Source organism: Acinetobacter sp. YH12138, from assembly GCF_015218525.1.
Classification (GTDB): domain Bacteria; phylum Pseudomonadota; class Gammaproteobacteria; order Pseudomonadales; family Moraxellaceae; genus Acinetobacter; species Acinetobacter amyesii.
In genome coordinates, this window is sequence record NZ_CP048670.1 from 1,066,157 (window position 1) to 1,079,681 (window position 13,525).

The following is a 13,525-nucleotide window of genomic DNA, read 5'->3' on the forward strand; positions in this document are numbered from 1 at the left end:
TGAGCTCATGGATTTTGACTTTAATTTGATCCTTGTTCCTGCCACAGTCATTTTTTTCTTAATTTGGCTGTTGGATAAGTTTGTCTGGAAGCAACGGCAGACCAAAGGTAAAGGGAATGAAAATGTCGTTATCGCATGGGCTTATGATTTCTGGCCGATTCTAGCGATAGTTTTGGTGATGCGTTCATTCTTATATGAGCCATTTAATATTCCATCTGACTCTATGGTTCCAACCTTAGAAACAGGTGATTTTATTGTGGTGAATAAATATCAGTATGGCGTACGTTTACCTATCGTCAATAAAAAAATTCTTGATGTCGGTGAACCTGAGCGTGGTGATGTCATTGTATTCCGTTATCCACCACAACCAACCATCAGCTATATTAAACGAGTGGTCGGTTTACCAGGTGATCATATTATTTACGATCATGGTCAACTGAGTGTGAATGGTCAAAAGGTGGCAAAAGTTCCTGTAGAATTTAGCCGTGAAAAAGATCAACTTGATACACCTACATCGATTTATCATAAAGAAACCATGGGTAAGCATACGTTTACCATGCGTGAGCTTGAAGGCGTCAATGTTGCGCGCCAAGCACCATTTATCAACTATGTTGAAAATGGTAAATATTCAACAGAAAATGGTTTATATTGGGAGGTTAAGGTTCCTGAAGGTCACTATTTCGCGATGGGGGATAATCGCGATCAAAGTGCGGACAGTCGTTTTTGGGGCTTTGTGCCTGAAGAAAACCTCACTGGACGGGCTTTTTACAAGTGGATGCATAAGGAACCTGGTTTAAAACTGCCTTCGTTTAGCCGTAATGGCAGTATTGATTAGTCTTACATCAGGAAAATAAAATGAGACATCAACGGGGAACGTCTTATATAGCAATTTTAATTGCTGTGATTGGTTTTGCTTTTTTAGCAAAAGCATTAATTGCGGTTTGGGGACCGTATGTTGACGACCGTCTCGTCAACAATGAAATTGAAGAATTGATGAAGAGCAGTCCTAAAAATATTGCTCCGAGTAAGTTTGAGTCACAAATGTCACAGCGTTTAGATATGAATGGTGTACGTGATTTAAATTTTAAAGATATTGCTCAAGTCACTAATGTAGATGGTCTACAAGTGAAAACAGATTATGAAATAAGAAAACCTTTCTTATTGAATATTGATATTGTGTTGAAGTTCGAGAAAAGTTTTGATCAAAGCTCAGTCCAAGCTAAATGAAGCTCGTTTAGCAAGTCGTATCGGTTATCAGTTTAAACAACCTGAATTGTTACAACTGGCCTTGACCCACCGATCGGTGAGCCATAAATACAATTATGAACGCCTAGAATATCTGGGCGATTCATTGTTGGGTATGATAATTGCCAATTATCTGTACCATGCCTACCCGCATGAAAATGAAGGGCGTCTAACGCGTATGCGTGCGACACTGGTTCGTCAGGAAGCGCTAGGAAAAATTGCCAATGACTTAAAACTCAGCCAAGAATTAATCTTGAGTACAGGTGAGTTGAAATCTGGCGGTCATCATCGTGAGTCTATACTTGCGGATACTGTTGAATCGATCATTGGTGCAATCTATGTCGATTGTCAGGATTTAAAAATTCTGGAACCGATTGTTCTTAAATGGTATGTGCCATATTTAGATCATATTGAACCAACTGATCAACTGAAAGATCCTAAATCACGTTTGCAAGAGTATTTACAAGCACGTAAAAAACCTCTCCCGGTTTACGAGGTTGTAGATATTCAGGGTGATGCTCCGAACCAACATTTTAAAGTTGAATGTACAGTTGAAGGGCTCCCTGTTAAATACGGTGAAGGTTCAAGCCGTCGCTTTGCTGAACAGGCAGTAGCGGCAGAAATCTTAGAAATTTTGGAGAAAAAGTCTTAATGACTACTCATTCCGATCACGTAGATGCTGATCACGAGTCGCAAGGCGACAGTAATGATTTAATTAGTCAGTTTTTTAGTGCACAAGGCACTGAAATTCCTGCCGATTTTAAAAGTGGGTTTGTGGCGATTGTTGGTCGTCCAAACGTGGGTAAATCAACGTTGATGAACCATATTTTGGGTCAAAAACTTTCCATTACCTCTCGTAAACCACAGACCACACGTCATAAAATTGTGGGTATTGACTCACGCGAAAAATCTCAAGCGGTATTTGTAGATACCCCGGGGATGCACAAAAAAGAAGTCCGTGCCATCAATAAAATGATGAACCGTGCGGCACATTCTGCACTTCGTGATGTGAACTTAGTTTTGTTTGTGATTGATGCAGACAAATGGACACAGAATGATGATTTAGTGTTAGAAAAGCTAAAAAATGCCGATATGCCAGTGATTCTTGTGATCAATAAAATTGATACACTAGAGAATAAAAACCATGCATTACCATTGATACAAGAGCGTGCAAAATTAATGAATTTTGCAGAAATTGTTCCTGTATCAGCATTACGTGGTGCAAATTTAGATCATTTGCGCAGCACGATTGAAAAATATTTGCCGTTCCAACCACCACTGTATTCACTTGAGCAATTGACCGATCGTTCAGAGCGTTTCCTTGCGTCTGAAATTATCCGTGAAAAAATCATGCGTCAATTGGGTGAAGAGCTGCCTTATGATTTAACGGTTCAAATTGAGTCGTTTAAAACAGAAGAAGCAACGGTAAATCCAAAAACTGGTCGTCCTAAAGCGGCATGTACTTATATTGATGCGACGATTTTTGTCGATCGCTCTGGTCAGAAAGCTATTGTGATTGGTGAGAAAGGTGCCAAACTGAAAAAAATCGGTATGGATGCACGTGTGGATATGGAAAAAATGTTCGAGCAAAAGATCATGTTGACGCTTTGGGTGAAAGTCAAAGGCGGTTGGTCTGATGATGAGCGTGCATTGAAAAGCTTAGGTTATAGCGATATCTAATCGTTAAATAACAAACTTTGAGGGAAGAGTAATGATGAAAGTATTGGCCGTAGTTGCATGTGTTTTGTTTCTACAAGGGTGTATTCATAAAATCGTTACTGTTCCTGTCAAAGTGGCTTATAAAACCACAAAAGGCGTGGTTAAAGGTACTGCTGCAGTTGTGGGTGCAGTCATTCCAGATGGGGATGAAGATGAAGACGACAAGAAAAAGAAAGACAAGGATTAATATTTCAAATCATGCGTAATGAGATACTGCATGGTTATTTAATTCACCATCGTAAATATCGTGAAAAAAGTCATATTGTGCACTTGTTTACTCAGGAGCATGGTCGAATTGATGGTATTCTCAGGCAAACGCCACCTCCCCAGTATCAACCAATTTGCTTGCAAGCATCTGGTAAGTCCGAACTTAAAAACTTTAGTAAACTCGAAATTGTAAATCAACCGATTTTCTTTTTTGGTGATGCTTTTTTTTCAGGATTTTATCTAAATGAAGTCTTATTGAGGCTATGTCCGTTAGAGGTTGAGATGCCTGAGACATTTGCTCAATATGCACACACCTTGGAAAAACTTCAATGCATGTCTGTCCAGGCCAACCCTGATCTATTCTTACGGCAAATCCTTAGACAATTTGAGCATGTGCTGCTTGAAGAGTTGGGTTTTGCGTTGGATTTTTCAACTGATGCAAATCAACAGCAAATTCAGCCTCATGAAAATTATCAATTTCATTTAAACGAAGGTTTTCAACCTGTCATTAAAGCCTCACGCGCAACATTGTCAGGTCAACATATTTTAAGTATGTGTGATTATGAAAAAGGTGGGGAATTTAATCCTGAACAGTTACAATTACTGTCTAAGTTGTACCGACAAATGATTACTTCCTTGCTTGGCGATCGCCCATTAAAAAGTCGTCAATTGTGGATACAGAATTCTCAAACTCAACGTCATTAGGAAAGAATTATGGCAGCTTTGCTTGGTGTAAATATTGACCATGTGGCAACACTACGAAATGCACGTGGGACAACTTATCCAGATCCTGTGAATGCCGCAATTATTTGTGAGCAAGCGGGGGCGGAAGGGATTACGCTGCATTTACGTGAAGATCGTCGCCATATTAAAGATGATGATGTACGTCGAATGCGTTCTGTATTAAAAACCCATATGAACCTTGAAATGGCAGTGACCAATGAAATGGTTGAATTTGCCAAAGAGATTCAGCCGCATCATGTATGCTTTGTTCCTGAAAAGCGTGAAGAAGTCACGACTGAAGGCGGTCTAGATGTGGTTGGGCATTTTGAAGATGTAAAAAACGCGACTCAAGCACTCGCGGCGATTGGTTGCGAAGTTTCATTATTTATTGATGCTGACTTTGCTCAAATTGATGCAGCGATTGCCTGTGGTGCGCCTACGATTGAGTTGCATACAGGTGCATATGCAGATGCTGAAACACCTGAAGCGCAGAAAGCAGAGCTGGAACGTATTATTCGAGGTGCTGAATATGCGGCATCTAAAGGATTGATTGTGAATGCTGGTCATGGCTTAAATATTGACAATGTCACTCCGATTGCGCGCATTGCTCAAATTCATGAATTGAATATTGGTCACTCGATTATTGCTGATGCAGTGTTTATTGGATTGGCACAGTCTGTAAAACAAATGAAAGCTGCGATTAAATCTGCACGTTAATTTTTAAGTAAAGTATATGTCAAATATTGATTATGATGCCCTAATGAAGCCAGTCATTGGCTTCTTGGGGTGTGAAACACCAAAAGCATGGCTAGATGAAGCTTTAAATAATTTGGATATCCTGATGCAGGATCATGCCAATTGTGAAAAGAAAGCAGCAAGTACAGCAATGAATTTGATGTTTCGTTATAGTTTTTTCTCGGATTTACAAATCAAACTGGCACAGCTAGTACGTGAAGAAATGCTGCACTATGAGCAAGTGCTGGAACTGATGGCAAAACGTGGTCAGGAATGGACTGCAATCAGTGCTGGACGGTATGCAGGTGGCCTACGCAAAGAAGTGCGGACTTATGAGCCAGAAGCGTTAATTGATATCTTGGTGATTGGCGCATTTGTTGAAGCACGGTCATGTGAGCGTTTCTATGCGCTTGCACCACATGTGGATGAAGAGTTGGGGCGTTACTACCGCTATTTGCTAAAGTCTGAATCACGCCATTATGAGGACTATTTGGCATTGGCCATGGATGTGGCGACGACCAATAAGCTAAAGAACCCGAAAGAAGATATTCAGATGCGTATTGAGCATATTCGTGAAGTTGAAAAAAATTTGATTAGCAGCCCAGATGAGTTATTCCGCTTTCATAGTGGTGTGCCAGTCAAAGCCGCTTGATAAAATAATCCTCCAAAATGGGGGATTTTTTATGCACTTAAAATAAATGATAATAAGAATTATTTACAATTATCTTGGGTGAATCTAAAATGAAATGATCTCTATGAATCAAACAATTTAAGCTCACTTATTTAATATGAAATTACAATTCACTTTACTCTGTATCGCTTTGTGTACGGTTGGTCAGGCTGAAGCGCATTATCCTTATGTGGCGCCATTAAACTATCAAACATTTAATAATCATAGTGCCATTCTTTCTGGTTTTTATGACAATCCATTTGTTTCTGAAATAGCCATTAAAAATTTTAATTTCCATGTACATACACCGTCAGGTGAAAAGCTACATTTAACAGATGCCGATTGGGTAAAAACGCAAACGGTCAGCAGCTATAGTTTAGAAAATAAGCAGGATGGCACGTATCGTATTCGCGGTGAAAAGCAAGGAAGTACAGCGCGTTTTGCTTATGATCAAAAGCAGTGGAAAGCGTTAATCAATGGTGTGCGTGATCCTCAAAAAGCTGCGAATGCAAATGTTATTTACACAGCGGAGTTGTCTAAAAAGTCGCAAATCAAAAGCATTCAAACCCAAGAAATCATTGAAACTTTTGTATCACGTCGTGTAACGTCTACACAAGTGGTGAATCATTTGCATGATGGTTTTGATGTGCAATTTAGAACCCATCCGAATGCCATTATGCAAAATGAGCCAGTACAACTGAAAGTGCTAGATCAGAAAAAAGCGGTTGCGGGTTTGCAGATTGAAATTTTGCAGCAAACAACGGATTACAGCCGTGAAGGAAAAGTTTATAAAACGCTTAAAACTGATCAAGAAGGAAACTTGAATTTTAGCCTATCAGATCGTGGTCAGTATTTACTGAAAATTGACTATCAGCAGCCTTTTGAAATGAAGGGAGACGCATTAAAACGATATAAATATACTTTGAGTTTTAATGTGATCTAAAGCGAAGGGTAGTTAAATGAGAAAAAGCTCTGTGATTTGCAGAGCTTTTTTATGAAAATGATTTAGCTATCTTTAGGTTCAAGATAAAACATCGATAAACCTATCAATAAAATTAAACTGGTTTGAGCGAAAAAGTGTTTATTAAAACCGCCATAATATTGCTGCGAATAGCCTGCAATTAGTAAATAACCCGTTAAATAAAGCAATCGATAATATCGGCTCTCAAAACAATAACAGACACTTGCAAAACATAAAATCAGACAACCAATCACCATATAGTGGATATCCCAAATGATGGTGTTGATTACAAATAAAAGTGCTGAAAGTGCGCCGATAGATAAATTACGAAGGCTTTCAAACCCTTGAAAAATGTGCATCAAAGCGAATATGAAGAGTGGCAATAGAGCAAGTGCATATTTTATTTTCATACTGTTTTGCGTCATGAGCATATAATTCTGCTGTTTCTCAACAATGGGGCTAGTACTGATGCTTAGGCGAAGCCATTGCAGGGTTAAGTGTTCAGGGGTGTTGGCTTTAACTAAAAATTTGAGTGTGGCTTGCGGTGGAATAATATAATTTTCTTGGAAATCATGGCCATAAAACATCCAAGACTTATTGGTTTCCAATGTGTGATATTGCGTATTTTTTTGAGTTGAGATGTTAAAGAGTTGTCCACTTGCATTTAACCCAGCTTTCATACATGGCGTTTCTTTCTCGTTAACAATGCATAACGGAAGTACTGAAATTTCAAGATCTTTTCGTGTTTGTTGCTGACCTGCAAAATCGATATGAACATATAGCTGATCAGATTGGTTTTGCAGCGTAATCGGTGTGCTTGACCAATATAGTCCTTCTGTCATCTCATTCAATACAGATTCAGATATTTCGGAAATAGGATTGTGATTTTGAAACTGCTGAGGTGGAATCAACCATTGTAGCTTGCTGTCAAGAAGGGTGTTCGATTCACTATTATATAAATTGGGTGGTGTTTTGAAATGTTGCTCAATTTCACTTTCGGGTGTGCAGCTCACCAAATAAATTGCAAATGGGCTGATAAAAATTAAAAGAAAAATGAATGCAGTGAGATAGTGTTTTAAGGCAGTTTTATTTGATTCAGCATCAACTTGAATGAACATTTTTTTTATTTTAATGACAATGACTTATAGATTATATGTAAATCATAGGCATTAAAAAAGCCCATTTAAATAAATGGGCTTTAGAATTTGGCTCTCCAACCTGGGCTCGAACCAGGGACCTGCGGATTAACAGTCCGTCGCTCTACCGACTGAGCTATTGGAGAATCTGAATGCGATTATAAGCAGATTTTGAAGAGGGTCAAGCTAAAAATACCAATATGAGGAGAAATGCGTGATAGATGTTTTTTATTTGAACAAAAAAAAGGATTTTTTAGAAAAAATGAATCTTAGGCTTGCAAAGAAAAAATTCAATTGATAGTCTGAATACAACAAAAGAGCGTTTAAACATATGTTTAAACAGTGTGGATTTAAACCCAACTTGCCAGCACTAAAATGGCTAAACAGGAGAAAGCGAATGAATACGCTGACTATTTCTCAGATTTTTTCAAACTTTTCTTTTTACCAAGAAAACTATCTTTCCATTATTAGTAACCAAGAGCAATATCAAACACCTGTCGAAGGTGCATACGTTGACGTTTGGCCTTTGGGTCGACGTGACTTGGCATTGGGTGATTTATTACAACTGTGGTTTAGTGAAAAATGGTTGATCAACGCGCTATGTCATTTACGTTTTGAACATCAAGATGATGGTCGTCGTGTGCCTTTACAACGCAAGCAAGATTTGTATTTATACCAATTGGCCGGTAATGCGTTATCAGGCTCAAATCGTTCTAAAGTATGGTCTATTTCAGAACAACAAGAACTTCGTGTTGAGTTAGATAGTGCTTTAAAATATTACTGCTTTCAAAAGGGCAGTAATCGCATTGATCTAAGCGAAGGCCAATTAATTCGCGCCTTACATTCAGCAATTTAAGTTTGAACCATCATCTGCTCGCATTGAATTGCGAGCAGAAAAATAAAATATTAAGGACGTATAATCATGCATGTCGCTGTTGCATGAGCATATATCTTTCCATTGTTATCCATAATTCTGCCTTCTGAAATTGCTAAATTTTTGCTGATATTAATTAAATGGCCTATTGCTGTTAAATCTTGATTTTTAGGGATAGGTCGACACATTTTTATATTGAGATCAATGGTGCCATAGCCTATACCAGCTTCTAATGCTGAGTGTACGACACACCCTGTAACTGTATCTAAGACTGTTGCTGCAAAGCCACCATGCACACCACCAAGTGGATTTAAATGGCGCTGATCGGCTTTTACAACAAACTCTACATTACCTTGTTCAATCTTTTTGGGTTGCATTGGAATAATTTCACTAATGCTTGCAGGTGGAATTTGGCCTTGCATCATTGCCTTTAAAATTTCGAGTCCAGTCATTTCTTTGATGTTCATTGGTATATCTCTGGATAGGTTAGTTTTGTGGTTGTTTTGGGTTCTAAAATGGAACTTATTTAAATAACATAGCTGAAAACGTAAAAAGAATGCAAACCAAAGATTTAAATATGAAGGTTAGTTTTAGGTTTTATCGTTTGGCTTTTTAATATTTAAGTCGATTTGAAGGGAGTCAAATGGGCTGGATGAGCTTTGTTATTTAGTTTGAACCGCGAAAAAAATTGATCAAAAGTATGTTGAAGTGAAGAGTATTAATTTATTCTTTTGGTGAGTATAAAAAACCCGCGATATTCGCGGGTTTTTTAAATCTAGCTTTTTAAAAGCAGATTATTTTTCAGCAGCAATGGAAGCAATCGCAGCGTCAACGCCTTCGATTGAATCAGCAGCTTTCTTGATACGTGCAAGCGCATCTACAAGCACTTCGTCTGCAGTTGCATAAGAAATACGCATGTAACCACCTAGACCGAACGCATCACCAGGAACAACGGCAACACCAGTTTCTTCCAACAACCATGCAGAGAATTCTGTGCAAGATTTTAAACCTTTTGCACGAATCAATGGACGGATGTTTGCGTATGCATAGAATGCACCATCAGCAGGAAGGCAAGTAATACCGTTGATGTCGTTCAAACCTTTTACAACTAAGTCGTGACGACGTTTGAATGCTTCAATCATTGGCTCAAGAACGTCTTGAGGGCCATTTAATGCAGCTTCTGCAGCAACTTGTGAAATAGAAGTTGGGTTTGAAGTTGATTGAGATTGGATTTTTTTCATCGCACCAATAAGTTTAGCAGGGCCCGCTGCGTAGCCAATACGCCAGCCAGTCATTGCATAAGCTTTAGATACACCGTTAAGAACGATTACGCGATCGTAAAGGTCTGGTGCAACTGTTGCGATGTTGTAGAATTCGTCGTCCCAACGGATTGGTTCGTACATGTCATCAGAAGCAACTAAAACTTCTGGGTATTTACGTAGTACGTCAGCTAAAGCAAGCAATTCTTCTTTAGTGTAGATCATACCTGTTGGGTTAGAAGGGCTGTTTAGAACCACTAAACGAGTTTTGTCAGTGATTGCAGCTTCTAATTGAGCGGGCGTAATTTTGAAACGTTGGTCTTCACCACATTTCACGATTACAGGAGTACCTTCAGCAATGATCACCATGTCTGGGTAGCTTACCCAGTAAGGAGCAGGGATAATTACTTCGTCACCTTTGTTTAACAAAGCAAGTGCCAAGTTAAAGAAAGATTGTTTACCACCACAAGAAACCAAGATTTGGTTTGCAGCGTAATCAAGGTTATTGTCGCGTTTTAATTTAGCAATAATTGCTTTTTTAAGACCTGGAGTACCGTCAACAGCTGTATATTTTGTGAAGCCATTGTTGATAGCAGCAATTGCAGCATCTTTGATGTGTTGTGGGGTATCGAAATCCGGTTCACCTGCGCCTAAACCAATTACGTTTTTACCAGCAGCTTTCAATTCAGCAGCTTTGTTAGTAACAGCAAGTGTAGGGGACGGTTTGATGCTATTTACACGATCAGACAGACGTACGTCCACGGCAGTATTCCTTCTTATAGGGATTAAAAAATAAAAAGCACACTATCTTAGCTTAAATGCACAGTAATGGGGAGTGGCAAAATCAACAATGTGCAAAAAAGTGTGATATTCCATCCTAACCTTATAATTGAGAAAATTTACATTGAGTTACTTAAATTTTTAATCAAATTTTATGGAAAAATCTTAAAGTCACGAATAAAAAAAAGGCATAAAAAAGGCCACAATATGTGTGACCTTTTTAATTAAATTTTATACTTCAAATACTTTGCTTATTGAACAAAACGCGATAAATCTTCTTCAGGGCGAGCAGTTAGCACTTCTACACCATTTTTTGTTACAAGTAGCGTGTGTTCGTACTGTGCAGACAAGCTATGATCTTTAGTCACGACAGTCCATTTATCGCCAAGAAGTTTGGTTTTCCAGTCGCCACCATTCACCATTGGTTCAATCGTGAATGTCATGCCTTCTTCTAAGATCATGCCTGTATTTGGTTGACCATAGTGTAAAACTTGTGGTTCGTCATGGAAAACGGTACCAATACCATGACCACAATATTCACGTACAACACCAAAACGTTCTGATTCAACATATTGTTGAATAGCATGGCCGATATCACCCATGGTTGCGCCTGGTTTTACCACCGCCATACCACGGTACATGGCTTCTTGGGCAACTTTGCATAAACGGTTCGCTAAAATAGTGGTTTCACCGCCGACGATGTACATCATGTTGGTATCACCATGGTAACCATCTTTGATCACAGTGACATCGATGTTTAAGATGTCACCTTTTTTTAATTTTTTGCTTTCAGATGGAATACCGTGACACACCACATGGTTCACTGAAGTGCAGATAACGTGCTGAAATGCTGGACGACCCGGCGCAGCGCCATAACCTAAACATGCAGGAATAGCTTCTTGTTTATTGACAATATAGTCATGACAAATCGTATCAAGTTCTAGGGTAGTCACACCTGGAACAATATGCGGTTTGATCATATCCAAAACTTCTGCCGCCAGTCGACCCGCGACGCGCATTTTTTCAATTTCGTCAGGCGTTTTAATTAATCGACGTGGAGCTTCGTAAGTACTGTTCATGATCTCTAAAAACTTTTGGAAATTTGTATGTGACTATGGTATAAATAGCCGCCCATTTTATCAAATGCTTTTTCGTGAATATCTTTCACGAGCTTTGTGCGATGGGGCAATAAAATCCGCACATATATCGACACATTTCTCTGGGTGCCTTTTTAGGTGGAGAATGCGGGTATATGGAGGCCTAACCCAAACTTTAAGGTAAAGAAAATGGCAGATTACAACGTAAGCATGCGCGACCTTCTTCAAGCAGGCGCACACTTCGGTCACCAAACACGTTTTTGGAATCCAAAAATGCGCGAATACATCTTCGGCGCGCGCAACAAAATTCACATCATCAACCTTGAGCACACTGTTCCTGCGTTAAATGATGCTTTGAACTTTGCTAACAACTTGGCTAGCAAAAAGAACAAAGTTTTGTTCGTTGGTACAAAACGTGCAGCTTCTGCAATCATTCGTGAACAAGCTCAACGTGCAGGTCAACCATATGTTGATCACCGCTGGTTGGGTGGTATGTTGACTAACTGGAAAACTCTTCGCCAGTCAATCAACCGTCTAAAAGACCTTCAAACTCAATCTACTGACGGTACTTTCGCTAAACTTACTAAACGTGAAGCTTTAGAACGTACTCGTGAGATGGAAAAACTTGAACGCGCTCTTGGCGGCGTTAAAAACATGGGTGGTTTACCTGACGCATTATTCGTAATCGATGTTGATCACGAAGCAATTGCAATTAAAGAAGCTAAAAACCTTGGTATTCCTGTTATCGGTATCGTTGATACAAACTCTAACCCAGACAACGTAGACTACGTTATTCCTGGTAACGACGATGCGATCCGTGCAGTTACTCTTTACGCTTCTGCTATGGCTGATGCGATTCTTGCTGGTAAAGAATATGCTCAATCACAAGCAAATGCACAAGCTAAAGGCGAAGAAGCTCCTGCTTCTGAGGCTTAATGCGTTTGACGTAAGCTTGTCATTTTTGCGACACGTGATGGTGGCAAAGTAAGCGTCATGTATGCAGACGGCCCAAGAGACAGCTCTGGGCCGTTTCTGTTCTAAAAAGAATTCATTTTCTACCGTATTTAGGAGATTAACATGACTGCAGTTACAGCAAGCATGGTTAAAGAATTGCGCGATCGTACTGGTCTTGCAATGATGGAATGTAAAAAAGCATTAACAGAAGCGGGCGGTGACATCGAATTAGCGATCGACAACCTTCGTAAATCTGGTCAAGCTAAAGCTGCTAAAAAAGCGGGTAACATTGCTGCTGACGGCGCGATCACTATCGCTCAAGAAGGCAACAAAGCAATCCTTTTAGAAGTGAACTGTCAAACTGACTTCGTTGCTAAAGACGAAAACTTTGCTGGTTTCTCTGCTAAAGTTGCTGCTGCTGCGCTTGCTGCTGGTGTAACTGACGTTGCTCAAATTGCTGAATTGAAACTTGAAGATGGTGCTACTGTTGAAGAAGCTCGTATCGCGCTTGTTCAAAAAATCGGTGAAAACATCCAAGTACGTCGTGCTCAAATCGTTGAAGGCGACAACCTTGCAGTTTACAAACATGGTTTAAAAATCGGTGTTGTAGTTGCATACGCTGGTGATGCTGAAACTGGTAAAGGTTTGGCTATGCACATCGCTGCATTCAACCCAGTTGCTGTAAACGAAGCTGGCGTTTCTGCTGAACTTATCGCTAAAGAAAAAGAAATTGCTGAAGCGAAAGCAATTGAATCTGGTAAACCAGCAAACATCGTTGAAAAAATGGTAACTGGTTCAGTTCAGAAATACTTGAACGAAGTTGTTCTTGAGAACCAAATGTACGTTATCGACAACGATAAGAAAGTTGCAGAAGTTCTTAAAGCAACTGGTACTACTGTTGCTAACTTCGTACGTTTCGAAGTTGGTGAAGGTATTGAGAAAAAAGCTGAACTTTCTTTCGCTGAAGAAGTTGCTGCTGCTCAAGCTGCTGCAAAATAATCTCTGATTATTTGTAGAAAAAAGCCCTCGTTTTAGAGGGCTTTTTTTATGGCTGTAGCTTTACTGATTTTAAAGCTATTTAAACTTTATATTGTGTACATTGTTGTTCACAGATTCTATTTTTATCCATATTAATGACTATAATGAGTTGAAAATTTAGATTTAA

At 39.2% G+C, this 13,525-nt stretch carries 16 protein-coding genes and 1 tRNA gene; 12 read left to right on the top strand and 5 right to left on the bottom strand.

Annotated features, from left to right (window positions below; translation table 11 throughout):
- The first annotated feature begins 7 nt into the window (after window positions 1–7).
- The 9 genes from lepB to G0029_RS05110 all read left to right on the top strand — a co-directional run bounded on the left by lepB (window position 8) and on the right by G0029_RS05110 (window position 6,242).
- Window positions 8–835 carry a signal peptidase I gene (gene lepB / locus G0029_RS05070; protein WP_111883978.1) on the top strand — a complete coding sequence of 276 codons (828 nt, stop codon included), beginning with the start codon at window positions 8–10 and terminating at the stop codon, window positions 833–835.
- 20 nt (window positions 836–855) lie between these two features.
- Window positions 856–1,227 carry a DUF4845 domain-containing protein gene (locus tag G0029_RS05075; RefSeq protein WP_078192003.1) on the top strand — a complete coding sequence of 124 codons (372 nt, stop codon included), beginning with the start codon at window positions 856–858 and terminating at the stop codon, window positions 1,225–1,227.
- Complete coding sequence (rnc, locus tag G0029_RS05080; protein WP_111883979.1) at window positions 1,199–1,897, top strand: ribonuclease III; 699 nt, start codon at window positions 1,199–1,201, stop codon at window positions 1,895–1,897. The genes G0029_RS05075 and rnc overlap by 29 nt, the downstream gene beginning before the upstream one ends.
- Window positions 1,897–2,925 (top strand): GTPase Era, encoded by a 1,029-nt coding sequence (gene era, locus G0029_RS05085; protein WP_067765139.1) that lies wholly within the window; start codon window positions 1,897–1,899, stop codon window positions 2,923–2,925. Before rnc ends, era begins: the two co-directional genes overlap by 1 nt.
- A 31-nt stretch (window positions 2,926–2,956) precedes the next feature.
- Window positions 2,957–3,151, top strand: coding sequence for an NF038104 family lipoprotein (locus G0029_RS05090; RefSeq protein WP_078192000.1), 195 nt, complete (start codon window positions 2,957–2,959; stop codon window positions 3,149–3,151).
- An 8-nt stretch (window positions 3,152–3,159) separates the two neighbouring features.
- Window positions 3,160–3,876, top strand: coding sequence for a DNA repair protein RecO (recO, locus tag G0029_RS05095; protein ID WP_180108017.1), 717 nt, complete (start codon window positions 3,160–3,162; stop codon window positions 3,874–3,876).
- 9 nt (window positions 3,877–3,885) lie between these two features.
- Window positions 3,886–4,611 (top strand): pyridoxine 5'-phosphate synthase, encoded by a 726-nt coding sequence (gene pdxJ / locus G0029_RS05100; RefSeq protein ID WP_111883982.1) that lies wholly within the window; start codon window positions 3,886–3,888, stop codon window positions 4,609–4,611.
- A 16-nt stretch (window positions 4,612–4,627) separates the two neighbouring features.
- A complete protein-coding gene (locus tag G0029_RS05105) occupies window positions 4,628–5,281 on the top strand; it encodes a tRNA-(ms[2]io[6]A)-hydroxylase (protein ID WP_078190322.1) in 654 nt (217 codons plus the stop codon).
- A gap of 136 nt (window positions 5,282–5,417) precedes the next feature.
- Window positions 5,418–6,242 carry a DUF4198 domain-containing protein gene (locus tag G0029_RS05110; RefSeq protein ID WP_180110026.1) on the top strand — a complete coding sequence of 275 codons (825 nt, stop codon included), beginning with the start codon at window positions 5,418–5,420 and terminating at the stop codon, window positions 6,240–6,242.
- Window positions 6,243–6,304: 62 nt separating this feature from the next.
- Here the strand turns inward: G0029_RS05110 and G0029_RS05115 are convergent, their stop codons facing one another.
- Complete coding sequence (locus tag G0029_RS05115; RefSeq protein ID WP_180110027.1) at window positions 6,305–7,378, bottom strand: hypothetical protein; 1,074 nt, start codon at window positions 7,376–7,378, stop codon at window positions 6,305–6,307.
- Window positions 7,379–7,466: 88 nt separating this feature from the next.
- Window positions 7,467–7,542 (bottom strand) — tRNA-Asn (locus tag G0029_RS05120).
- Window positions 7,543–7,793: 251 nt separating this feature from the next.
- Between G0029_RS05120 and G0029_RS05125 the strand changes: the two genes are divergently transcribed.
- Window positions 7,794–8,252, top strand: a complete 459-nt coding sequence (locus tag G0029_RS05125) for a hypothetical protein (RefSeq protein WP_180108013.1) — start codon at window positions 7,794–7,796, stop codon at window positions 8,250–8,252.
- A 50-nt stretch (window positions 8,253–8,302) separates the two neighbouring features.
- Here the strand turns inward: G0029_RS05125 and G0029_RS05130 are convergent, their stop codons facing one another.
- The 3 genes from G0029_RS05130 to map all read right to left on the bottom strand — a co-directional run bounded on the left by G0029_RS05130 (window position 8,303) and on the right by map (window position 11,388).
- Complete coding sequence (locus G0029_RS05130; RefSeq protein ID WP_111883987.1) at window positions 8,303–8,737, bottom strand: PaaI family thioesterase; 435 nt, start codon at window positions 8,735–8,737, stop codon at window positions 8,303–8,305.
- Window positions 8,738–9,064: 327 nt separating this feature from the next.
- The gene (locus G0029_RS05135) at window positions 9,065–10,291 is read right to left on the bottom strand and encodes a pyridoxal phosphate-dependent aminotransferase (protein WP_111883988.1); all 1,227 of its coding nucleotides are present in this window, start codon (window positions 10,289–10,291) and stop codon (window positions 9,065–9,067) included.
- 269 nt (window positions 10,292–10,560) lie between these two features.
- Window positions 10,561–11,388, bottom strand: a complete 828-nt coding sequence (gene map / locus G0029_RS05140; RefSeq protein ID WP_180003232.1) for a type I methionyl aminopeptidase — start codon at window positions 11,386–11,388, stop codon at window positions 10,561–10,563.
- A 207-nt stretch (window positions 11,389–11,595) separates the two neighbouring features.
- Here map and rpsB point away from each other — a divergent pair, with 207 nt between their 5' ends.
- Both rpsB and tsf read left to right on the top strand, forming a co-directional pair.
- A complete protein-coding gene (rpsB, locus tag G0029_RS05145; RefSeq protein WP_078190314.1) occupies window positions 11,596–12,342 on the top strand; it encodes a 30S ribosomal protein S2 in 747 nt (248 codons plus the stop codon).
- A 141-nt stretch (window positions 12,343–12,483) separates the two neighbouring features.
- Entirely contained in the window at window positions 12,484–13,359 is an 876-nt protein-coding gene (gene tsf, locus G0029_RS05150) for a translation elongation factor Ts (RefSeq protein WP_180066391.1), read from the top strand.
- Window positions 13,360–13,525: the final 166 nt, after the last annotated feature.

Coding starts and splice junctions, on each gene's coding strand:
- G0029_RS05090 (WP_078192000.1), top strand. CDS start 2,957: ATGATGAAAGTATTGGCCGTAGTTGCATGTGTTTTGTTTCTACAAGGG.
- rpsB (WP_078190314.1), top strand. CDS start 11,596: ATGGCAGATTACAACGTAAGCATGCGCGACCTTCTTCAAGCAGGCGCA.
- G0029_RS05105 (WP_078190322.1), top strand. CDS start 4,628: ATGTCAAATATTGATTATGATGCCCTAATGAAGCCAGTCATTGGCTTC.
- era (WP_067765139.1), top strand. CDS start 1,897: ATGACTACTCATTCCGATCACGTAGATGCTGATCACGAGTCGCAAGGC.
- G0029_RS05130 (WP_111883987.1), bottom strand. CDS start 8,737: ATGAACATCAAAGAAATGACTGGACTCGAAATTTTAAAGGCAATGATG.
- G0029_RS05075 (WP_078192003.1), top strand. CDS start 856: ATGAGACATCAACGGGGAACGTCTTATATAGCAATTTTAATTGCTGTG.
- G0029_RS05110 (WP_180110026.1), top strand. CDS start 5,418: ATGAAATTACAATTCACTTTACTCTGTATCGCTTTGTGTACGGTTGGT.
- map (WP_180003232.1), bottom strand. CDS start 11,388: ATGAACAGTACTTACGAAGCTCCACGTCGATTAATTAAAACGCCTGAC.
- tsf (WP_180066391.1), top strand. CDS start 12,484: ATGACTGCAGTTACAGCAAGCATGGTTAAAGAATTGCGCGATCGTACT.
- lepB (WP_111883978.1), top strand. CDS start 8: ATGGATTTTGACTTTAATTTGATCCTTGTTCCTGCCACAGTCATTTTT.
- G0029_RS05125 (WP_180108013.1), top strand. CDS start 7,794: ATGAATACGCTGACTATTTCTCAGATTTTTTCAAACTTTTCTTTTTAC.
- G0029_RS05115 (WP_180110027.1), bottom strand. CDS start 7,378: ATGTTCATTCAAGTTGATGCTGAATCAAATAAAACTGCCTTAAAACAC.
- pdxJ (WP_111883982.1), top strand. CDS start 3,886: ATGGCAGCTTTGCTTGGTGTAAATATTGACCATGTGGCAACACTACGA.